The sequence below is a fragment of the Paenibacillus sp. LjRoot56 genome (assembly GCF_964253335.1).
GTDB classification, from domain to species: Bacteria; Bacillota; Bacilli; order Paenibacillales; family NBRC-103111; genus Paenibacillus_E; species Paenibacillus_E allorhizoplanae.
The window spans coordinates 1,486,097-1,506,866 of record NZ_CAXURV020000001.1 but is presented as its reverse complement, the minus strand read 5'-3'; the positions used below and the strand labels follow the sequence as shown (position 1 = coordinate 1,506,866).

Sequence of the window (20,770 nt, the reverse complement as noted above, 5' to 3'; positions counted from 1 at the left end):
ATTACAACCAATAGAAAATATTAATAATATCCCAAATGAGCTCTCCAATTTTACAGTTCAACTCTCCACCTATCCCTTATTTCATCGATTGCGGCGCGCTTTCTTAGGCGAAGGGAAGAAACATATTATCGGGAATAACATCGGAATAGTGGATTTATTGTTTAAGCATGAACTACGATTTTAATAACTTTTGAAATAAATAATTTTCACACTTGCAATTCCGTTAATTCCGAGTATAATACTAGGTATAAAGCCGAAATGAGGTAACCGCCATGCTAGAAACCGTGAAATTAGAGCAACGCTGGAAAGATGATTATCTGGATTTGTTGAATTATGCGAAGCAAATCGGGGACGCCCAATGGCAAAACGAAATTATACAGACGCTGAGTAAATCAGCCTTATATATGCAACAAACGACACTTGAATATCAAATAAGCCAACTATGGCACCAGTTCGATGCCGTCAATAAGAAGATGCTGGAGCTATACAGACAGCTGAGGGAAACAGATAACGTGTATGTCTCTTCTCGGTTGATCGAGGAAGTTTGGGGATTGAAACTACAGCGGGTTGAAATTGGTAAACAGTTGAACGCGACTTACCAACGCTAGAAATGCAAAAAATCCCGTATGCGGATTACCGCTCTACCGGACATCGGGTTCATGTCTATTCATCATTTCCATGCATGCAGTCATCTGCTCTGCAGAATTGCTTTAAACGGTACGCATCAATTTGCAGATTGATATGTACTGGCAATAAAAATTTCATCGTATGAATCCAATGATAACCGTGTGTGTTCGATAACTCCTTGTATAAGGACGAATCTTACACAGCGGTTTGTTTCATTTCACGCATCATACCCATCATCATTGTCATCATCTCATCGCAAGACTGCATCTTGGACATCATCATATCCATATCCATCATGTCCGCCATTTCCATACCTTGCATGCAATCCATCATCATCTTCATGTTGTTCATTTTACACATCATTTCTTCCATACACATCGACATCATCATTTTCATGCTCATCATTTCCATTTGTTCCACTCCTTTCTCTCAACTTTATTGTTTTCCAACAATTAGAAGATTAACCCATTTGACTGATTTTATCAAGTCTTTTTCAAAAAAAATATTGCTTTTAGCTAAATGATTATGTTATATTTTAATATTTGCTAAATACCAATATAACCTCTTGGACTGAGTGTTTTAGTCGGGTTTAGTGCGGACACACGATGTATCGCGCAAGTGAAAATAGCTCCGCCGGAGCTCTCTAAGTCGATTTTTTCGACTTACGGGAGCGCTGCTTGGCCCGCCGGAGCTTCTAAGTCGATTTTTTCTACTTACGGGAGCGCTGCTCGGCCTTCGGAGCTCTCTAAGTCGATTTTTTCTACTTACGGGAGCGCTGCTTGGCCTTCGGAGCTCTCTAAGTCGATTTTTTCGACTTACAGGTGCAGAAGCAGCTTTTGAAATAAGTTCATTTTCCGTATCGAAACTCCTTCGGGGTCTGCCCTGTCCGCTTTTTAAACAGCTTGCCGAAATACCGCAAATCCCTAATCCCCACTTGCTCGCGATTTCATATATTTTCATCCGACTGTCGCGCAGCAGCTTCTTCGATTGCTCGATGCTCCAATAAAAAAGGACCCAACGCCATATATAACATGGGTTGAGCCAATTCTCAATCGTATTTATCTTCATCCTCGCGTTCTACCCCGTCTATCATTAATTCTAATTCCGTCTCCAAATTCAGATGCAAAGGAGCAGGCAATACGTCAAAAATATCTTGGATCATATCAATTGCAAGCATATCATCCAGCGTTAGAGGCATGGGATCTTGACGGAGTACCCAATCGCGGACGGTATCAATAAATACATAGAACGAAGATTGGAATTGATCGGCCACTGCTTCTTTCTCATCACTTTGATAGGAGGTCATGGTCCGCCAGTTCTGAAGTGTTATGTCTAAAGCTTGTTTGACTTTGGGATCCATAGGAGCTCCTTATGCCTGACCTTGCGCAATTTCAGCGAGACGTTCTTTAATATTTTCCGTACAAACACCACCATGATATGTGATGACAGTTTCAATGTCATAGTCCAGTAGCTTTGCTACGGAATTAAGCGCTAACGGCATATCAGGCGTGAACTGAGGATTCGGAGGCATAAGCACACCTTCTTGCGACGTAAGCGCGTCCCCGGAAATTAATGTTTTACTTTTTGGGTGGTACAGACTGATATGATCTGGTGTATGGCCAGGTGTATAAATGACTTGAATGCCCCCGCCGAAAGGAAGTTCATCCCCATCCTGAAGCGTCACATCCACTTTCGTCGGAGTAGCCAAAATCTTGCGTTTAATCAAGGGCACTTCCCCTTGAATATAAGGCTTGCCAAGTTCATGCGCCAGCACTTCGATCCGTCCCTCAGCAGCGCCCACCAGTTCTGGCAAGCTGCCAATGTGATCCATGTCTTGGTGCGTAATCATGATTTTCGTCAGCTTTTCAAAAGGAAAGGATGCTGCAGCAAGTTGGTCGCGAATAAGTCTTAACTGGCCAGGGATACCCGTATCAACAAGGATGACATCCTGCTCGTCCCAAATTAATGCTGCATGTACGGTGAATGGATTCCCATTAACGTCCATATCCAAAATAAGTGGTTGAATTCCTGCTTGATCTGCCATTCCTGCACCTCCGAAAATTTGCCTAACTACTTATTTCCATTGTAATGGCTGGTGCATGTAAGATCAATTTTTGTATTCGAGCTACACGCTGTACCCGATTTATTTTTCCATAAAATCCTATATACTAGTAACTAAATGGGAAATGGGGGCAAAGCGATTATGACTGAGTTCATGTCTTTTTCTGCCACTGAGAATTTAACTACGATCCCCGGAAAGCTAATTTCCGGCCATTATCGCCAATCATTTGGCTACAAGGTGAAACGGTCCAATGGTACGAAAGATTATTATTTAACCTTGACATTAAAGGGGACAGGTTTATTTAACAACGGTAAAGAGACCTATGAATGCCACCAGGATGAGGTTACCTTAATCACACCAGGCACCCCCCATTTTTACGGAACGCCAGAGAACACGCTATGGGAGTTTTATTGGTGTCATTTTGTCCCGAAGGAAGAATGGTTACCGCTTTTACAGCTGCCAGAGGTGATTAAAGGCATACGATTTGCTCGCTTTCATTCTGAAAACGAGTCGCTTCAGGTAACTAACGCTTTTTACAATTTAATTCAATACAATGATGAAACGGATTTCTACTCAGAAAGATTCGCTATCAACGCACTTGAAAAACTCCTCCTTCTCCTGTCCAAAAGTGCCATGCAAACCGAATATCCGTTGGATTCACGCATAGTGCATACGTTAGCGCTGATTACACAGCATTATAGTCAACCTTATACGGTTGCTGAACTGGCTGCTGTCGTTAACTTATCTGCTTCCAGGTTCGCCCATCTCTTTAAAAAACAGACCGGTGAATCCGTGATGGACATGTTAAATAAAATTCGACTTCGCCAAGCTAGAAAACTCATAGAAACGACTTCATTAACGATGGCCGAAATTGCGGAGGAAGTCGGGTTCAATCATCCCTTTTATTTCTCTCGCCAGTTTTCCGCTTTCTATGGGACATCCCCTGCTGTGTGTAGAAAACGCATTCAACAACTAAGAATGGAATGAGAAAAAAGCGCCGGAGTGACCCGAACGCTTCTCTTATTCTCAGTTTAGGGCGTGGTATAGATATTCGGCTGCGTCGGTGTAGCCATACCTGTCCCGAGATAGTAACTCGTGTGAGGCGGCTGGTTGTAAGCTACATTTTGCCAAGCGATATCCAGACGGTAAAGCGGATCATGCATTAAAGTCCACAGGCGTGTCGTTGTTTCATAAGGCGTTGCATAGATGCGTAAAGCTGAACTGTCTGATTTCCGCCAAATGACCTCTTCACGCCAATCGCCGAATAAATCGGCTTGCAAGCTAGGATTCCCTTTCGTGGAGTTATTCGAATTGGTTCCTGTTGCGGTTAATAAGGTCGTTGTATTGAGACTTGTGTAATTCCACTTATCAATACGTCCAACCCCATTCGTGCCATCCCAATTATGGTCAAGAAGCTCACGGGAAACGTCGCCATCCCACCAAATACCAAAGTTAATGGATGAAGGAGTCGTGGAGCTGATTTTGGTACCATTGATTTGATAAAGCCCAACACCATTGCTTGCCCATACTTCTTCACCAGCATACCGTGGGTCAATATCAGCTGCCATACCTCTTCCCGTATCAGCGCCTGTATTCACTCCCCACTTGATGGCCCCAGTTCCCGCGTTCCACACGGCTGCGCCATAGGTAGCGCTCGTACTTTCCATCACTTTGAATACTTCGAGTCCCGCGCTGTTCGGATCCAAATCGCCGACATGAAGGGCATCGCCATGCCCTAACGCTGTGTTATATTTCTTAGCTCCGTTATCATCAATCGTCATCGCGCCATAGACAATTTCATCCTTGCCATCACCATCAACGTCGGCAGCTGTTAAGTTGTGGTTCCCTTGCCCTGCATAAGCCGAGTTGCCTGAGGTGTTGCTGTCAAATGTCCACAATTTAGATAGTGTTCCACCACGCCAATTGTAGGCTACCAGAACCGTTCTTGTGTAATAGCCGCGTGCCATGACAATGCTGGGCTTCTGACCATCCAGATAAGCGACCGTCGCTAAGAAACGATCTACGCGGTTGCCATACGTATCGCCCCAATCGCCGACTGTGCCACGCGGTGGATCATAGCTCGTTGAGGTCAACGCCTTTCCTGTCGCCCCTTCAAAGATGGTTAAAAATTCTGGCCCACTCAGAACTCTCCCCACACTGTTGCGATAGTCCACCGTTGAGTTGCCAATGACTATGCCAGTGCCGTCCTTCGTTCCATCGGCTGTTTTCATGGCGATTTCCGCTTTACCATCCCCATCTAAATCGTAAACCATGAATTGCGTATAATGAGCACCAGCTCGAATATTTTTACCCATACTAATCCGCCATAACCGCGTACCATTCAGTTTATAAGCATCGACAAATACTTCACCCGTATATCCATCTTGTGAATTATCTTTGGAATTCGTAGGATCCCATTTCAAAATGATTTCATATTGCCCGTCACCGTCCACATCGCCAACACTTGCATCATTGGCGTTATAGGTATAGCTGACACCGTCTGGTGTCGTCCCGCCCGCAGGTTTCTGTAGCGGTACATCCAAATAGTTGTTCGCCCATGGCGTAACCGCAGTTGACGCGGTCTGCTCCACGCCACCAACAACGGCTTTAACCGTGTAACTGGAGCTCGTGGTACCCGAATTATCTTGATAATTCGTGCTTGTCGTGATCGGTGTAGCATTAAGCTTAACGCCATTTCGATAGACGTTGAAGGAAGTACTTGCTGCCTCCGTCCCGAGAAGTCGCCAACTGACGAGGACGCCCGTGCTGACCTTAACTGCCACTAGACCGCGGTCTAATTTCTCCATTTGCCTAGCAACCGCTGCGTGTGCGGAAGGTGTTTGGATACCGAAAGAGGAAATGAGGAGTGAGCTTAATGTAATGAAGCAAGTTGCTTTAATCAGTTGCTTAGCATGTTTAAACATTTCTACAACCTCCAGGTAGTCAATTTAGATCTACATTCAATTTGCCTCGGGACATCTGCGAACCTCCCGTTTCACCTCCTACGATCGTATGGATCATCAGTCTATTGATTGCGCTTACATTTCATTTCGTTCCTCATTATAACGTGAAAATACAAGAGATTTAATGCAGACAATAGCTAACTTCCTGCACAATCCTGCTATTTTATGGCACATATCTTTAAAACAGGCAACAGCCCAGCTTCGAACAAAAAAAAGACCACTTCCCAAAAATAGGAACTGGTCTATATTTATAATCATTTTTCGTACGTTCGGTAGGCGTGTACTTCCATAAACATAACAAAAACCCTTGATTATCAAGGGTTTTTATGGGATGCGGTCGGAGGGATTTGAACCCTCACGCCTTGTGAGCGCCACCCCCTCAAGATGGTGTGTCTGCCGTTCCACCACGACCGCATGAGAGAATAAAACAATGACCCGTAGGGGACTCGAACCCCTGTTACCTCCGTGAAAGGGAGGTGTCTTAACCACTTGACCAACGGGCCATACAAAAGTCATTGAACATTTCAGCCCGTTATGGACGACAAGTGTTATTATAAAGGATTCCGGGCTCTTTGACAAGCCTAATTATTGGTAATGAACCAGTCGAAGCAAACAAGCGAGGAGTCCCCATAGCCATGCTTCTAAAACCATGAGAACTCCCCTTTTGCAACCAACTATTTGATTTTAAAATAGGACACAGACTCGTTCAAGGTATCCACAACGGACTTCAGCTGTTCCGACGCAGCAGCAATATTCTGCATCATGGCAAGCTGTTCCTCTGTGGCCGCTGCTACCGTTTGCGATCTCGTCAAAATCTGAGATGAGCTTGACGCTGACTGATCCATCGTAGCTGAAATTTCTTCCGAGCTAGCCGACATTTGCTGCGTTATCGCCGATGTCTCATGAATCTGAGTGACGATGTGTGTCACAGACTGCATGATCGTTTCGAAGCTCTGGTTTACTTCCTGCATCATTTGTGAGCCGGCGCTTGCTTCCTGCTTCGTCGCATTCATCGACTGGGATACACTAGCAATCTCGACTCTCGTTTCGTGGATCAACTGATTGATACCGTCGGCAGATTCGATCGATTGTGATGCGAGCTTGCGGATTTCTTGGGCAACGACATTAAACCCTTTGCCATGCTCACCTGCTCTAGCCGCCTCAATGGACGCATTCAGCGACAAGAGATTGGTCTGGTTGGCGAAGCTCGTGATACTTGAGGCAATCTGCCCAATCTCATCCGACTTACGGGTCAGCGACTGTACCGTCACAGACAGCTGTTCGACCGAGCTCAGCATATTCACGATTTGGTGCTGCAGTTTCGAAAGCAGCTCATTACCGAGTGTTGCATGCTGAGAGGTTAATGAGGAGTGATCCGCCATGACGCTTGAGTTCTCTGCGACACGTTGAATCCCAATCGCCATTTCCTCGATTGCCCGGCTCGTCTCCTCACTGCTTCTTGCTTGCACTTCGACTTCCTGTGTCATTTCTTGAATATTCGAAGCCACATGTTCAGCAGCGTGGGCAGACTCTTTGGAGCTGTCCGACAGCTCCACGGAAGCATCGTGCACGAATTGCGTATTGTGTGCAATCGTGCCGATTAAGCCTCTCATTTTGGCAACCATATGATCAACCGACTCTGAAATCTGACCCAGCTCATCCTTTGAATACGTCAATTGCGCCTCATGGCGCAAATCTCCTGCAGCAACCTCACCCGTAATGGTTAAAATTCTACGTACCACTGACATGATTTTCCTGATCACAAATCCGCCAGCTCCAAACAAAATGAAGACGATAACCGCCACGCCGATGTAAACGCCTTTGGCTGTTTCATTATTGTCCTGCTTAATATCGATAATGCTTTGATTAGCATGCACGTCTAGAATTTCACCAATGACATTCAGCCCTTCGCGACCCTTCTCAAAGGTGGCCATCAGCTTCGCTTCATTCAAAACGCCTTTGCCAACACTCCCCGCTTGAACTACGGCATTCGCTTCTTTAACCCACTGATCAAAGGAAGTTTGGAAGCTCGATGCACTTTGCTCAATCGTCACTTTCGTCTCCGCATGTGCCGTTTGCAGTAATTCCTGTGATTTGAAAATAGTAACCGCTTGTCCGACTCTTGTATTCGTTTGATCAATATTGTCTTTAAGCACCTTCAACTGGCTCGTTTTCTCCTCCGCAGTCAAAGTACCCGACACTAACAACTGATAAGCATTCATAGCTTGATACATATCCCGGTCCGCATTCAAAATAAGTGACACACTCTTCTCTGTCGTCTCATACAAGGAGGAGGTCAGCGTATCCGTATTGGACTTGTTTACCTGAAGGAGATATACACTCGTGCCTAAATACAACAGAGAAGGAATTAACAACAATAAGAGAAGACGCACACGTATCGAGAATAATTTAGTCACTGGAAGTTCCCCCATCGTGAAGCTTTTTTTATTCACTATAGAGGACAAACGTTTAACATTTATTAGAAAATTGTTAGCATGGAGTGAGATTCGTATGAACAAAAATAAGCCCAACGGCATGAACGCCATTGAACTTATTTCGTGACGGAGAGAGAGGGATTCGAACCCTCGCACCGCTTACGCAGTCTAACCCCTTAGCAGAGGGTCCCCTTATAGCCACTTGGGTATCTCTCCATATATGGCTCCCCGAACAGGACTCGAACCTGTGACAACTCGATTAACAGTCGAGTGCTCTACCAACTGAGCTATCAGGGAATGAACAAGTTTTATTTTATTATGAAGGCGCCGTTAAGTCAAGTGTATACGATTTCAATTTTCCCCTGCAATTTCCACAAGCAAATTTACGCACATCCATTTTACGTTTCCGATAATACTCCGTCTTGCAATTCACACACTCTAACCTATATTTATAGGCTTGTTTCGCCCGGGGCCGCGGTAAGGATTGGCAATATCGGGTACCGCCTACTTGGGCTAGTAAGGTTTTGAAATCCTGATCCCGATGCTGATAGCCTCGCTTCATAATATGTAAATGATAGTGGCAGAGCTCGTGCTTGATGATCTTCTCGATTTCATCCCGCCCATAGGTCTCCCACTGGCTCCAACTGATCTCAATATCATGTGATTTCATAAAATAACGTCCACCCGTCGATCGCAATCTCCGGTTAAAACGCGCTTGGTGAACGAAGGGTCTCCCAAACGATTCCATAGAAATCTGCTCGATCCATTGCTGCAGCTCTTGATCTTCCATCTACGAACACTCCAATGACAAGTTCTTACTTGAATTTGTACCGTATGTACGGCTATACTGTCAAGTAGAAAAGAAGAACGAACGCTCTATACAGAAAGGATTTGAACCACCTCATGCCACAAATGCGCTATGCCATATTGAAGCTTGACCAACAATTGGAATTCGTCGAAATGCCTTCCTCCTATTCCTATCAATTAACGGCTTTGAACCAACGTTTACACAAAGAATTAGAGAAATTAACCGCTGACCATGTGCCACAGCTTCCACGCGTAATTGCGGAGTGTGACGACTTGGAATTGATCGGTACGACGTATACGCTTATCCAAGGCTTGGATTACATCAATGGTTTAGAAAAAACGTTCGCTGGTATCCAAGAGAAATCCTATCCGTTGATCTCACTGTTGACTGAAATTCGTGCGCTGCAAGCTCAGCTTGAGCAATGGTACGAAGAGGAATTTGATCTCTAAACAATCGGGACCTGCACCCATTTCCCTCATTCTTCATATGCTATAAGTACATGGCGAAGAAGGGGATGGGCATATGCCGCAATGGCTTTGTAATCAATTAATGCGTGCCTTCCAGAACAAAAACCGCAGACAAATTCGATTATTGAACGATAGCTGGTACTTTTACCGCACTCGCCGCTCACAAGAGGAGTGGCCTGACAGCCAATCGACGGACGGACCGAGCAAACGTAAATTTTAATGAGAAAGCTAGTACTTGTGCTACAAGTGCTGGCTTTTTGCCATTCGGTACATAAAAACCAGATAGAAAGAGTAAACATGCGATAAAAAACATACGAACCTGACGCCATCAAGAGCAAGAAAAAACAGTTGCATATTTGAAATGTGCCCTCTATACTGTAAATAAATGTAACAAAAAGTAAAGATGAATTAGAGAATTAAATATAAATACCTGAGTGAAGCACACTCGAGCTTGCAGATTTATCTGCAGTTCGTTTGTGCTTTTTTGCGTATTTATTTTGAAAAAGGGGGCTTATTTACATGGAGACAAATAGTAGTCAGTGGCTGCGCAGAATGCGCGAGAAGCATCGTAGGTTATTTTGGAAAAGGGGATTGGAGGATCGGTTTCAGGTGTTGCAGGAAGGAGAACGAGTAGGTCGAGAGCAAGTGAGCGGGAAGAGAATAGATCGACTGCAAAATAACGTGAAGAGAAAGAACCAAGTGATACAGTCTGGAAAGCAAGTAGATCGAGTGCGCCAGACTGGAGAACAAGAAAGTAAAGTGCAAAAAAACGGACATCGAAATAACAACGTTATTCCTTTGGAACATAGAAGGATCGTTTCTAGCAGCAAACCACATCCCCCCACCATAGCTGAGCTTGAGGCGGACGTGTGGGAACTTCGAAAGCAGTTTATCCTCCAGATCGCCAAACGGCGTAATGGTAAAGTTCGGCTTCAAGAAGTCGCAGCTGAGTGCAATGTGAACATTCGTATCGCGGCTGAGTGGCTCATCCGTCTTTCGATGGAAGGAATGCTTTCCCTAGTCGCCGGTCAGCGATATACGATGACTTATTTGGTGAAGGAGGTGGGAGGTGCTCAGAAGTAGGGGATGCTTCGAACATAATAAGTTGACTCGTTCCCCCTCGTTTTACTGTATAACCTACAGTTAATTTTGGCGAATTCGGCGTTTTGCAGAGATTAACTGGAAAACCTCCATCTATTTACAAACAAATTGGCGATTTGAAAGAAATACGCTGAAAGTAACTACATGAAATCCAGTTAAATCAGTAAATGTGGAGGTGAACAGGAAATATAGATGGAGGAAATCCAGTTAAAATGCTAGACGCACAAAAAGCAGTTGGGAGCGAACTCCCAACTGCCACTTATTCATCATCAACTGATTTCCTAAACCTGCTATTGCGGCTTCTTCATCGTTAAGCCTACGCGGCCTTTTTTCTGGTCCACATTGAGTACCCATACTTGGACGATGTCTCCAACAGAAACCACATCCATCGGATGTTTCACGAACCCGTTCTTCAGCTGGGAGATGTGCACCAGCCCATCGTTCTTAATGCCGATATCGACGAAGGCGCCGAAGTCGATCACGTTACGCACCGTGCCGGTCAATTCCATGCCCGGCACAAGGTCTTCCAGCTGCAGCACGTCTGTGCGGAAGATCGGCGCAGGGACTTCGTCCCGCGGATCCCGCCCAGGCCGCTGCAGGCTGTCTAGGATGTCCCGCATCGTCGGGACACCGACGCCAAGCTTAGGAGCCAGCTCCTCTGGCTCCAGCGTCTGCAGCAGCGCTAGCAGCTGCTGAGAGCCTAGCTGCGCAAGCTCGATGCGCAGCTCCTTGAACAACCGATCCACCACGTCGTAAGACTCCGGATGGATCGGGGTGTTGTCGAGCGGGTTCCGGCCGCCCGCAATCCGCATGAACCCGACACACTGCTCGAAGGATTTCGCACCAAGGCGAGGAACCTTCGACAGCTCCTGTCGGGAGCTGAACTTGCCATTCTCCTCGCGATACTTCACGATGTTCTTCGCAAGTGTCGCGTTGACCCCCGACACGTACGACAGCAAGGACGGGGACGCCGTGTTCAAGTCCACCCCGACATGGTTAACGGCCGATTCTACGACGGCCTTCAAGTTCTCGTCCAGACGTTTCTGCGAAACGTCATGCTGGTACTGACCGACGCCGATCGCTTTCGGCTCGATTTTCACAAGCTCTGCGAGCGGGTCCTGCAGCCTCCGCGCGATCGAAATCGCGCTGCGCTCGGCCACGTCGAGCTCTGGGAATTCCGTCTGCGCCAGCTTCGACGCGGAATACACGCTCGCCCCCGCTTCGCTGACGATCAAGTACTTGAGCTTCCGCTCTTTGATCTCACCGATCAGCTCCGCAACGAACTGCTCCGTTTCACGGGACGCCGTCCCATTCCCGATCACAATCAGCTCCACGCTGTATGTGCTGATCAACTGCTTGAACTTCGCCTTCGCTTCCGCCACCTTATTATTCGGTGGTGTTGGGTAGGTGACGGCGATTTCAAGCATTTTACCGGTGTCGTCGATGACGGCCAGCTTACAGCCTGTCCGGTAGGCCGGATCGACACCGAGCACCACATGACCCTTAATCGGCGCTTGCAGCAGGAGATTGCGCAGATTTTCCGCGAAAATCTTAATCGCCTGCTCTTCGCCCGCTTCCGTCATTTCACCGCGCACCTCACGCTCAACGGATGGTGCAAGCAGCCTTTTATATGCGTCTTCAACAATGTTACGCAGCACGTCTTTTACGACCGAATCGCCTCTCACGATTTGACGCAACATGTAGTCGTGAATTTTATCTGGTTGAACATCTAGTCCAACCTTCAGAATCTCTTCCCGCTCCCCGCGATTAATCGCGAGAATACGGTGAGGCGGCAGGCGCTTCACAGGCTCTTGATAGGCATAATACATCTCATAGACAGATTCTGCCTTCGCATCCTTAGCCTCTGTCCGCATAATGCCGTTATCCTGCGTGAATCGACGCACCCAGGCCCGTATTTTCGCATCATCTGCGATATTCTCCGCCAGGATATCCATCGCGCCTTGAATCGCCTCTGCAGCGCTACCAACCTGCTTGTCCGCGTTGATGTAACGCGAAGCTTCTTGCTCCAGCGAGCCTTGACGAGGCTGCTTCCAAATCCACGCCGCAAGCGGCTCCAAACCGCGTTCCTTGGCAACGCTAGCTCTCGTTTTCCGCTTCTGGCGATAAGGCCTGTAGAGATCCTCGATTTCCTGCAGCTTCACAGCTCTCTCAATCGATGTGCGCAGCTCGTCCGTGAGCTTGCCCTGCTCATCGATCAGACGAACAACCTCGATTTTGCGATCCTCGAGATTACGCAAATATTGCAAACGCTCCTCGATATCCCGCAGTTGATTCTCGTCAAGCTCACCGGTCATCTCTTTCCGGTATCGCGCGATAAACGGAATCGTATTGCCCTCATCCAACAGCTCCATCGTCGTCTTCACTTTTCCGGAAGGCAACTGCAGCTCGGCGGAGATTTGCTTCAGGATCCGTTCCTGAATCTCCGCTTTCTTCTCCGCAGGAATCTGTATCTTCGCCTTCGGTTCCTCAAACTCACTTGCTTTTGGTTTTCCTTCGTTCTCCGTTACTTGGCCATCCGTCTCCACATTTGCCACAGTCATACCTCTCTTCTATTAATCGTATGTATATGTATGTACAAACCAAAAAACGAGGGTACTATCTCCCTCGTCCGTTCCAGACCTTATTCAAAATTCTATCAGTCCCACACTAATTTGCAAAGCGTCGTCAACCTTTCGCATGGTTTCTTCATCCAAATGCGTAATTTTGTCCGTCAATCTTTGCTTGTCGATTGTTCTGATTTGCTCAAGCAGAATGACCGAATCTCGATCGAAACCGTGCGTCTCCGCGTCGATTTCCACATGCGTGGGAAGCTTTGCCTTTTGGATTTGAGCTGTAATCGCTGCAACAATCACAGTGGGGCTAAAGCGGTTGCCGATATCATTTTGGATCACTAGAACAGGACGGACTCCTCCCTGCTCCGATCCTACGACCGGCGAAAGATCTGCGAAAAATACATCGCCACGTTTCACAATCACGTCTTACACCCCGCTTACTAAGCGATCAAGCGTTCCGTCCGCTTCTTCCTCCGCTTGAAAAGCTTCAGATGCCATGCTGAGATTTATTTTCGCCATTTCCATATACCCACGCTGCATGGATTCGCGTAGACTGCGCTTTTTGCGTTCAATTAAATACAGCTTCATTGCCTGACGAATGAATTCACTCCGATTGGAGTTTTCCTTCTCAACAATCCCGTCCACTTCTTGCAACAGATTGTCAGGCAAGCTAATCATGATCCTTTTCGTATTATGCGCATTGCTCACACTCTCGCACCCCCAGAAACGATACAAAGACAATATTACCAGTATGTCATTCCAAAAACCAAATTATACAATAGAATATATGCCTCCGGTATATCAATTATGTTACACCTAAAGATATAAGATTGTTAATACATAGTATTCTATACCCTATTCTGAAAATCCTCTCCAATGCCTGCATAATTTACATGGTAAATTCATGAAGTTTTTTTTCACCGTTCTAATAACGATGCCGCATGAGAGGATTTAAAGCCTCAACCCGCTCCCCATTACGCACGTACACGCGCGCAACACGGTGTGAAATCATACATATGATTTCATAATTGATCGTCCCAAGCTGACGGGCCACATCTTCCGCGGTAATTCGTTCTTCGCCTTGCTCGCCGATGAGGACAACCTCATCAAGTGCACTTACATCAGGCACATCGGATACATTGATCATACATTGATCCATGCAGATTCTGCCGACGATTGGCACTCTTTTGCCACGAACCAGCACCTCTGCTTTACCTGAAAGCATACGGGAATATCCATCCGCGTAGCCGATCGGCAAGGTCCCGATTTGCTCATCACCCTTGGTGTGATAAATCGTTCCATAGCTAACACCTGAACCCTCAGGCAGCGTTTTGAGATGCACAATCCCTGTTTTGAGACTCAGGACTGGCTTTAGCTCAATTTTCGTTTGATCTACATCCTCAGAAGGATACAGGCCGTACATCGAGATCCCCAGACGTACCATCGAATAAGTCAACCCTGGCAAATCAATGGCTGCCGCGCTATTTCCCGCGTGAATATAAGGGAACGTTTCCCCTTTATCCGTAAAATAGCTCACGATCCGCTCAAACCTGCCGTATTGCTCCAGCGTATAGCTCTTATCGACTTCATCTGCGCTTGCGTAATGTGTAAAGAGACCTTCTACATCCACATTAGGCAGCAGTAAGGCTTCCTCTATAAAGGGAATCGCATCTGCTTCCGTGTGCAAACCTAGTCTCCCCATGCCAGTATCTAATTTGATATGGATTTTCAATTTCTTCTGAGCCTTGTGCCCCTGCTTACGTCCTTGCTCACGCAGTGCTTCGAGTACGTCACGGCTGTACACCGCAATCGTTACATCCAGCTCTCGTGCTCGACTAATCCCCTCTGGAGGCGTGTAGCCGAGTACGAGAATAGGTGCAGTAATCCCTGCATTTCGGAGCTCCAGCGCTTCATCAAAGAACGCCACACCCAAATAATCCACACCCGCAGCGAGAACTTCTTTGGATACTTCTACAGCCCCGTGTCCGTAAGCATCCGCTTTTACGACTGCCATCTGCTTCATGCCTGCAGGCAGTACCTTCTGAAATTGTTCAATGTTGCTTCGCAGTGCATCTAACGATATTTCCACCCACGTGGGCCGATAAAAAGCATCCACCAGCGTTCACCTCTTCTATCCTGTTACAAACAACATTTTTTGTATTTCTTACCGCTGCCGCATGGGCATGGTTCGTTACGTCCGATTTTAGGTTCGGCAGCAATCATAGGTGTATGATTAATCACATAGGCTGCCTCGTTGACGAAATAACGGAATACGCGGTTTCCAGGTTCAAGTACCGTCATGGTGACAGGTTTTCGCTCAAACCCATATTTCATCTCTGAATCTGGCAAGAATTGTGCCTGTATCACACCGAAACGAACCAATATGGTTGCTACCGCATGTAAAAACACATCAGCACTTGTATCCAACAAAATGCCGGATTGGCGATGCTTATCCCATTCTTTTTTCACATTGTGCGGGGATCCTACTGGCCAGCTGGCTAACACACTTGCGATGGCTCTTCTCCAGGCTTGAATATCTTCTGGGCGACCACCTTCGTTCACTTCCTCGAGAATTCCCCAGTTTACTCGATTCCAAAGTGTATCCAAGAGTACAGCGGCTTGTTCCTGCTCTGTAAGCGCCAAGTAAAAGGCTAATTGCTTCGTATTTACCGTAAGTTGTGTTTCTTCTTCCGTCAGTCCTAACACTACCGCTGCATAGAAAAAGAATTGGTACACCGGCTCCTGATCTTGATTCAATGTCGGTTTGCGAAAAAGCTGCAGGTCCAGCTGTTCATCGAACTCGCTCCAGAATTTCCGCGGCAAATGTTTGCGCGCAGCGGACAACTTGACGTTCTTTCCAGTCTGTACGGCCTCAAGAAAAGCTCTGAATTCCTGAACGATTTGTGGTACTGGTGTCCGCCCATCCATCCAAAGCTGAAGCAGCTTCTGGTCAACTACAAGTGGCTTCAGCTTGCGCTTGGAAGGAGGCGTATGCTCTTCAATGTATGCTTCTATATCATTCGAGTTCAGCCAACGTTCCAGCGCATAGTCATTATCTGCTTCCATGTACTGCTCGAAGCGCTCTTCGAAATAAGTTTTATGCTTACATACTTCATTCAATGAAGTGGACTGTTCTTTTGAAATTCTAGATGTCACCTGTAGGAATTGAATCCATTTTTTAAAAGAAGTCAAATAAGCACCGATATCGGATTCTTTTGTGCTAAGTACATGGCTGATTAAGAAACGACCTGCAAAATCGACAATCGTTTCACCTTGTACATCTTCATAGCTGATTCCATAACGCACGAAATATTCGGTCATCACAAAGCCCATGCGATCCACATGTTTGCTAGCCGTTTCTTCCTTCAACTTTCCCTCATCATTCAGAAACGTTGCAAATGCCTTCGTCTCGTTTTCCCAGAACAGCTGCATCTCTTCCAAAGTCAAATTATCAATTGTATTCATCTTAAACACTCCAATTATCTATTCGCTCCAAAGTTGCATTATACCAAAAAAACGACCGTTCGTGGGAGTTGGTTAAATCTTCTTGTAAATTTTCTTCCGAATTCTCCTGTTATACATGAGAAAAAACCCTGCACCATAGGATGCAGAGCCTTTCTCTTTTTTAAATAAAATCGAACTTATTTCCCGGACTGTCCATCCGTTGCCATTGCAACTTGAATCATTTCATTCACTGGCATATCGCCCGTAAACATCCGGAATTCAACACCATCGTTCGTCCAAGTCAGTGTTCTAGGCTCATCCTTCGAGCCATTCCCCGTCATCACACCAACCGTGAATCCGAGATCAACGATGTCTCCTGGTGGCAATGAAACCGATTTGGCTTGAGGTCTAACCTCAATCAAATTGAAGTTGTATTTCCCTTTATATCGTAAAAGTACAGCAGCATCCTCACCAAGCTTCATATCACTGATATCCTGCTTCACAACATCCTTCGGCAAGTAGTATGGCTCAACAATACCAATACTTTGTGCTTTGGCAGCTGCTGGCGCGGTTTTCGTCGCATCTGGTTTCGTCGTAGTACCCGTGGCTTTGGATTGATCGGATTGACCACCTGTCGCGGACAGGTTTTTGTCCGTTACCGATTTGTCCCCAGTTGCTGCCGGGTGATCCGCATCTGTAACCGCAACGTCAGCTGACGTAGGCATTGTTTGCTGTAAATTCCAACTAGTCATGTTGCGCTCCATTTGGAAATAGTCCTTATCGAACTTTGTATCGAATTCAAAATTCGTGAAATTCACTTGCACCAACACATTTTGATTCGCATCTGACACTTGTACTTGCGCAGGTGCGAGAGTTTTCTTATTCAGCCAGATTTTCTGGCGAGAAAGTTGCTCATTCTGGTAGTTCGCGGCGACATCGAAGACGTAAGCATCCTTGTCCGTCGTAAATTGACGGTCATTATCCGCAATGATGCTTTTCGCTAAAGATTGGAACAGATACACTTGACCTTGATTCTCTGGCCAATCGCTTTGGAAGCGGAAGCTCTTCTTCAAATGCGGCGTCAAGACAAACACGCCTTCTTCATTACGCAAAACGATTTGAGTAACATCCTTCGTAGCATTCGTCAGGGATATCCGATAGAAATGCTCAGGCGAGAACGCCACCTCAACCTGATACTCCTGCGGCTGCTGCCCTGTATTAAGAATCATGCTGCCTGATGCTTGATAGCTGCTCGACTTGCCCATCACATGATCCAAGTCCTTTACGATAGATCCTGCATCCTTTTTACCCATCCCGCATCCTGCGAGAACCAATGCTACGCACATTACCACTGCTACCATCCATGTGACCCGGCGCATTCGATCATCCCCTCACTCATGATTAACATCAACATAGTACATGCATATGAGGGGACTTGTTCGATTATGCAGACGAGTTGGGGCTTGGCCGGAAAAGAGAATTACAGTCGGGTTCTATCGTATTTTAAATAGCAAAAAGAGCAGAATTAGAATATTCTAATCCTGCTCTTATTTGACTAATTTTAAAGTTCGAATACTTGCCGCGTGTTCCATCATTGTCACAGCAATTCCGGCAATTTGCTCGCCTTGTTGAATTTGGACTTGTTTGACTTCTTTAAAAGAGTCCTCCATTGAGTTTAATCTGGAATCCATAGAGTCTAATCTAATATCCATTGAATCTAACCGATCTTCAACACGGCCCAGTCTTCTATCCATACTCTCAACTCGATCTTTAATCGCAGTTACATCTGCACCAATTTCATTGATTCTACCCAGCATTGCACTTAAAAACTCACGATCCGTCATCTCAGCCACGACATTCGCTCCTTGTCACAATCAGATTCCTTATCTCATTATAACTCAGATTGATATTAAAAAGTACCATCTTTCGACTTCCAAAATAGTACTTCAACTCCGTTAAAAATTAATCTCCGCATCCCTCAATACAGGATGCTTCTCATCCTTCGCTGATAAAATCGGGGACGTAGTCGGCCAAGCTATGCCGATTGCTGGATCATTCCACCGTATCCCGCGGTCATGCTGAGGCGAATAATATGAATCCACCTTGTACAGCACCTGTGTCTTCGGTTCTAATGTACAGAAGCCGTGTGCAAAGCCCTGAGGAACGAGCAACTGCCGCTTATTGTCGGCGCTAAGAGTAACACCCACCCACTCACCAAAAGTCGGTGAGCTAGGACGAATATCTACAGCTACATCGAAGATCGAGCCCGCGACGACTCGCACTAACTTCGTTTGCGCTTGTGGGTTCAATTGATAGTGCAGCCCGCGCAGCACGCCTACCTCTTCCGAAAGTGAATGATTATCTTGCACAAAATCTATCGTAACTCCCTGCATGGCTAGCTTTGCCGCATGATAGCTTTCCATAAAAAATCCCCGATGGTCCGCATGGACCTCAGGTTCAATAATCACAAGCCCAGCTAAAACAGTCGGCGTTATTTTCATACGTCCTCTCACCTCTTTAACTAACATATGCAAGAGGATCGTTGAAAGCCTCAGACAACCGTTTATAGGCAGGTGACCTATCCTTTATCGTTCTGGATCTAAGCAAGCGTAAAAAGGCCGCCAAGAGCTTCACAGCCCCAGCAGCCTTTTCCATGTATGAGATGCATTTACCATATATATACGATACCTGCGATTATACCTGCCCAAATCAGGGAACCGAAGGCCACACCGACAATCAAACCTTTGCCGATGGACATATGTTCGTCCTGATAAGCGTCTTCATGATCAATCATACCCAAAACCTCCCCGCCTACTCAGTATATGCAATAGTATGGGGAAAATGTTGGCGAATCATGCGGTCGTTTCAATATTTTTTAGTTTAATAGGCATTTTTATTTATAAAGCCATTAACGACGGTTCTCCAAATAATCTTGATATCAAATAAAAAAGTCCAATTTTCGATGTAAAAAATATCATGCTTAATTCGTTCCTCGATTGATGTATCGCCGCGCAAGCCGTTGCTCTGCGCCCAACCTGTAATCCCTGGCCTAATGTGATGCTTCACCATATACTTCGGTACTTCTTCTTTAAATTGTTCCACGAAATAAGGACGCTCCGGCCTTGGACCAACCACACTCATATGCCCAAAGAGCACATTGAAAAACTGTGGAAGCTCATCGAGACTCGTTTTACGCAAAAATGTACCAACCCTCGTTCGCCGCGGGTCATTCTCAACCGTCCACTCTGTATTTGAAACCTTGTCTCCAAGGTTCTTCATACTGCGAAACTTGTACATCATAAACCGTCTGCGGTTCAGACCAACCCGCTCTTGCTTGAAAATGATGGGGCCTTCGGAGGTGAGTTTGATGGCTATTGCCGCCGCGAGCATAACAGGAGATGTTACTAGGATTGCTGCTGTTGCAAAAATGATATCAAATGCACGTTTAAACAATCTATTGCGGAATTCATCCAAAGGAATATCACGCACATTAATCAACGGCATATCCGCAAAATTATCAAAATAAGGCCGCGATGGCAGGAAGTCATAAAAGTCAGGGATAATCAGCGTTTTAACACCTATTTTTTCGCAAACATTAATAATGCTGCCGAATTTCTGATGTGCATCCAAAGGAAGAGCAATAATAACCTCATCCACGATGCGATCATTCAGAATCGACTCCAACTCATCAATTTTCCCAATGATTGGCTTGTAATTCTGATAAGTCACCTCGTGTTTCTCTTGGTAATCATCAAGGAAACCTACGACTTCATAGCCCAACTCAGGATGCTGCTTCAGCTTCGTATAGAATTTGCGACCCAGTGAGCCTGCACCCAGAATGAGAATGAATTGTTTGTTATAGCCTTTTTGGCGAGCGCGTTTGAGCGAGATTTTGATCATATAACGATAAAAGCTAATGACAAGGATGTTATTCACTAGGAAAAGTAATAGATACGAACGTGAAACGTCGACTTCTTTTAAGATAAAAAGCACACTTAGAAGCATTAGTAAGCTGAACGCATGTACTTGAATGATTTTCAAAACCTCAAAAGAAAACCGTTTTCTCCGCTTCGGCGTATAAAAATTCACCAAATAACTGATAAAAATCGCGATGATTGCGTAAGTAATACTCCACATCAGATAGTGTTTAAAAGGGAGCGGTGAGCCATATGGAATCCAACCGCTTTTAAATTTTAACCACCATGATAAGAGAAACACGAGCTGGATACATATGAAATCAGCCAAAGCGTATAATTGGGTTAAGAAACCTTGACTCTGACGAATCAAACA

General features: G+C 45.8%; 22 protein-coding genes and 4 tRNA genes. 5 read left to right on the top strand and 21 right to left on the bottom strand.

Translation table 11 applies throughout. From position 1 onward, the window contains the following. The first annotated feature begins 272 nt into the window (after window positions 1-272). Complete coding sequence (locus ACSQ8O_RS06825) at window positions 273-608, top strand: hypothetical protein (RefSeq protein ID WP_056608669.1); 336 nt, start codon at window positions 273-275, stop codon at window positions 606-608. A gap of 214 nt (window positions 609-822) precedes the next feature. Here the strand turns inward: ACSQ8O_RS06825 and ACSQ8O_RS06820 are convergent, their stop codons facing one another. The 4 genes from ACSQ8O_RS06820 to ACSQ8O_RS06805 form a co-directional block, all read right to left on the bottom strand. After that, window positions 823-1,038, bottom strand: a complete 216-nt coding sequence (locus ACSQ8O_RS06820) for a hypothetical protein (RefSeq protein ID WP_056608664.1) — start codon at window positions 1,036-1,038, stop codon at window positions 823-825. 436 nt (window positions 1,039-1,474) lie between these two features. Continuing rightward, window positions 1,475-1,561, bottom strand: a complete 87-nt coding sequence (locus tag ACSQ8O_RS06815; protein ID WP_436241958.1) for an AraC family transcriptional regulator — start codon at window positions 1,559-1,561, stop codon at window positions 1,475-1,477. 114 nt (window positions 1,562-1,675) lie between these two features. Continuing rightward, window positions 1,676-1,987, bottom strand: coding sequence for a hypothetical protein (locus ACSQ8O_RS06810; protein WP_436240954.1), 312 nt, complete (start codon window positions 1,985-1,987; stop codon window positions 1,676-1,678). Window positions 1,988-1,996: 9 nt separating this feature from the next. Next, entirely contained in the window at window positions 1,997-2,671 is a 675-nt protein-coding gene (locus ACSQ8O_RS06805; protein WP_436240953.1) for an MBL fold metallo-hydrolase, read from the bottom strand. A gap of 159 nt (window positions 2,672-2,830) precedes the next feature. Here ACSQ8O_RS06805 and ACSQ8O_RS06800 point away from each other — a divergent pair, with 159 nt between their 5' ends. Then, on the top strand, window positions 2,831-3,676 hold the full coding sequence (locus ACSQ8O_RS06800) for a helix-turn-helix domain-containing protein (RefSeq protein WP_436240952.1): 846 nt from the start codon (window positions 2,831-2,833) through the stop codon (window positions 3,674-3,676). A gap of 44 nt (window positions 3,677-3,720) precedes the next feature. On the opposite strand, the gene ACSQ8O_RS06795 is transcribed toward ACSQ8O_RS06800, so the two are convergent. From ACSQ8O_RS06795 to ACSQ8O_RS06765, 7 genes are all read right to left on the bottom strand, one after another. Continuing rightward, window positions 3,721-5,613: a rhamnogalacturonan lyase gene (locus ACSQ8O_RS06795; RefSeq protein ID WP_436240951.1), complete on the bottom strand. Its 1,893-nt coding sequence runs from the start codon at window positions 5,611-5,613 to the stop codon at window positions 3,721-3,723. Between the two features lie 371 nt (window positions 5,614-5,984). Then, window positions 5,985-6,066: transfer RNA gene (locus tag ACSQ8O_RS06790), tRNA-Leu, on the bottom strand. 17 nt (window positions 6,067-6,083) lie between these two features. Next, window positions 6,084-6,155: transfer RNA gene (locus ACSQ8O_RS06785), tRNA-Glu, on the bottom strand. Between the two features lie 171 nt (window positions 6,156-6,326). After that, window positions 6,327-8,069, bottom strand: coding sequence for a methyl-accepting chemotaxis protein (locus tag ACSQ8O_RS06780; RefSeq protein ID WP_436240950.1), 1,743 nt, complete (start codon window positions 8,067-8,069; stop codon window positions 6,327-6,329). Window positions 8,070-8,214: 145 nt separating this feature from the next. Continuing rightward, window positions 8,215-8,303 (bottom strand) — tRNA-Ser (locus tag ACSQ8O_RS06775). Between the two features lie 5 nt (window positions 8,304-8,308). Beyond that, a tRNA-Asn gene (locus ACSQ8O_RS06770) sits at window positions 8,309-8,384 on the bottom strand. Window positions 8,385-8,403: 19 nt separating this feature from the next. Further along, window positions 8,404-8,877, bottom strand: coding sequence for a SprT family protein (locus ACSQ8O_RS06765; RefSeq protein WP_436240949.1), 474 nt, complete (start codon window positions 8,875-8,877; stop codon window positions 8,404-8,406). A gap of 113 nt (window positions 8,878-8,990) precedes the next feature. Here ACSQ8O_RS06765 and ACSQ8O_RS06760 point away from each other — a divergent pair, with 113 nt between their 5' ends. The 3 genes from ACSQ8O_RS06760 (at window position 8,991) to ACSQ8O_RS06750 (ending at window position 10,445) form a co-directional block, all read left to right on the top strand. After that, window positions 8,991-9,344 (top strand): hypothetical protein, encoded by a 354-nt coding sequence (locus ACSQ8O_RS06760; RefSeq protein WP_056608646.1) that lies wholly within the window; start codon window positions 8,991-8,993, stop codon window positions 9,342-9,344. A gap of 73 nt (window positions 9,345-9,417) precedes the next feature. Then, window positions 9,418-9,582, top strand: a complete 165-nt coding sequence (gene cmpA / locus ACSQ8O_RS06755) for a cortex morphogenetic protein CmpA (protein ID WP_141692697.1) — start codon at window positions 9,418-9,420, stop codon at window positions 9,580-9,582. A gap of 299 nt (window positions 9,583-9,881) precedes the next feature. Beyond that, window positions 9,882-10,445: a hypothetical protein gene (locus ACSQ8O_RS06750; protein ID WP_436240948.1), complete on the top strand. Its 564-nt coding sequence runs from the start codon at window positions 9,882-9,884 to the stop codon at window positions 10,443-10,445. A 308-nt stretch (window positions 10,446-10,753) separates the two neighbouring features. On the opposite strand, the gene ACSQ8O_RS06745 is transcribed toward ACSQ8O_RS06750, so the two are convergent. From ACSQ8O_RS06745 to ACSQ8O_RS06700, 10 genes are all read right to left on the bottom strand, one after another. Beyond that, window positions 10,754-12,934: a Tex family protein gene (locus ACSQ8O_RS06745; protein WP_436241957.1), complete on the bottom strand. Its 2,181-nt coding sequence runs from the start codon at window positions 12,932-12,934 to the stop codon at window positions 10,754-10,756. Window positions 12,935-13,108: 174 nt separating this feature from the next. Further along, window positions 13,109-13,459 carry a type II toxin-antitoxin system PemK/MazF family toxin gene (locus ACSQ8O_RS06740; protein ID WP_028553893.1) on the bottom strand — a complete coding sequence of 117 codons (351 nt, stop codon included), beginning with the start codon at window positions 13,457-13,459 and terminating at the stop codon, window positions 13,109-13,111. A 3-nt stretch (window positions 13,460-13,462) separates the two neighbouring features. Continuing rightward, entirely contained in the window at window positions 13,463-13,744 is a 282-nt protein-coding gene (locus tag ACSQ8O_RS06735) for a CopG family ribbon-helix-helix protein (protein ID WP_028553892.1), read from the bottom strand. A 217-nt stretch (window positions 13,745-13,961) separates the two neighbouring features. Continuing rightward, on the bottom strand, window positions 13,962-15,152 hold the full coding sequence (alr, locus tag ACSQ8O_RS06730; protein WP_436240947.1) for an alanine racemase: 1,191 nt from the start codon (window positions 15,150-15,152) through the stop codon (window positions 13,962-13,964). 23 nt (window positions 15,153-15,175) lie between these two features. Further along, window positions 15,176-16,501, bottom strand: a complete 1,326-nt coding sequence (locus ACSQ8O_RS06725; protein WP_436240946.1) for a YecA family protein — start codon at window positions 16,499-16,501, stop codon at window positions 15,176-15,178. 176 nt (window positions 16,502-16,677) lie between these two features. Continuing rightward, window positions 16,678-17,859, bottom strand: a complete 1,182-nt coding sequence (locus tag ACSQ8O_RS06720; RefSeq protein WP_056608634.1) for a LolA family protein — start codon at window positions 17,857-17,859, stop codon at window positions 16,678-16,680. A gap of 168 nt (window positions 17,860-18,027) precedes the next feature. Next, on the bottom strand, window positions 18,028-18,333 hold the full coding sequence (locus tag ACSQ8O_RS06715) for a hypothetical protein (protein ID WP_056608630.1): 306 nt from the start codon (window positions 18,331-18,333) through the stop codon (window positions 18,028-18,030). A 102-nt stretch (window positions 18,334-18,435) separates the two neighbouring features. Then, window positions 18,436-18,981, bottom strand: coding sequence for a dTDP-4-dehydrorhamnose 3,5-epimerase (rfbC, locus tag ACSQ8O_RS06710; RefSeq protein ID WP_436240945.1), 546 nt, complete (start codon window positions 18,979-18,981; stop codon window positions 18,436-18,438). Window positions 18,982-19,148: 167 nt separating this feature from the next. Continuing rightward, the gene (locus ACSQ8O_RS06705; RefSeq protein ID WP_436240944.1) at window positions 19,149-19,274 is read right to left on the bottom strand and encodes a hypothetical protein; all 126 of its coding nucleotides are present in this window, start codon (window positions 19,272-19,274) and stop codon (window positions 19,149-19,151) included. A gap of 86 nt (window positions 19,275-19,360) precedes the next feature. Further along, complete coding sequence (locus ACSQ8O_RS06700; protein ID WP_436240943.1) at window positions 19,361-20,767, bottom strand: undecaprenyl-phosphate glucose phosphotransferase; 1,407 nt, start codon at window positions 20,765-20,767, stop codon at window positions 19,361-19,363. Window positions 20,768-20,770 lie beyond the last annotated feature (3 nt).

What these genes read in the sequence shown, in the direction of transcription:
- ACSQ8O_RS06720 (WP_056608634.1), bottom strand. Translation starts at nt 17,859, where the DNA reads ATGCGCCGGGTCACATGGATGGTAGCAGTGGTAATGTGCGTAGCATTG.
- ACSQ8O_RS06820 (WP_056608664.1), bottom strand. Translation starts at nt 1,038, where the DNA reads ATGGAAATGATGAGCATGAAAATGATGATGTCGATGTGTATGGAAGAA.
- ACSQ8O_RS06705 (WP_436240944.1), bottom strand. Translation starts at nt 19,274, where the DNA reads ATGATTGATCATGAAGACGCTTATCAGGACGAACATATGTCCATCGGC.
- ACSQ8O_RS06750 (WP_436240948.1), top strand. Translation starts at nt 9,882, where the DNA reads ATGGAGACAAATAGTAGTCAGTGGCTGCGCAGAATGCGCGAGAAGCAT.
- ACSQ8O_RS06765 (WP_436240949.1), bottom strand. Translation starts at nt 8,877, where the DNA reads ATGGAAGATCAAGAGCTGCAGCAATGGATCGAGCAGATTTCTATGGAA.
- ACSQ8O_RS06725 (WP_436240946.1), bottom strand. Translation starts at nt 16,501, where the DNA reads ATGAATACAATTGATAATTTGACTTTGGAAGAGATGCAGCTGTTCTGG.
- cmpA (WP_141692697.1), top strand. Translation starts at nt 9,418, where the DNA reads ATGCCGCAATGGCTTTGTAATCAATTAATGCGTGCCTTCCAGAACAAA.
- rfbC (WP_436240945.1), bottom strand. Translation starts at nt 18,981, where the DNA reads ATGAAAATAACGCCGACTGTTTTAGCTGGGCTTGTGATTATTGAACCT.
- ACSQ8O_RS06825 (WP_056608669.1), top strand. Translation starts at nt 273, where the DNA reads ATGCTAGAAACCGTGAAATTAGAGCAACGCTGGAAAGATGATTATCTG.
- ACSQ8O_RS06800 (WP_436240952.1), top strand. Translation starts at nt 2,831, where the DNA reads ATGACTGAGTTCATGTCTTTTTCTGCCACTGAGAATTTAACTACGATC.
- ACSQ8O_RS06760 (WP_056608646.1), top strand. Translation starts at nt 8,991, where the DNA reads ATGCCACAAATGCGCTATGCCATATTGAAGCTTGACCAACAATTGGAA.
- ACSQ8O_RS06810 (WP_436240954.1), bottom strand. Translation starts at nt 1,987, where the DNA reads ATGGATCCCAAAGTCAAACAAGCTTTAGACATAACACTTCAGAACTGG.
- ACSQ8O_RS06805 (WP_436240953.1), bottom strand. Translation starts at nt 2,671, where the DNA reads ATGGCAGATCAAGCAGGAATTCAACCACTTATTTTGGATATGGACGTT.
- ACSQ8O_RS06795 (WP_436240951.1), bottom strand. Translation starts at nt 5,613, where the DNA reads ATGTTTAAACATGCTAAGCAACTGATTAAAGCAACTTGCTTCATTACA.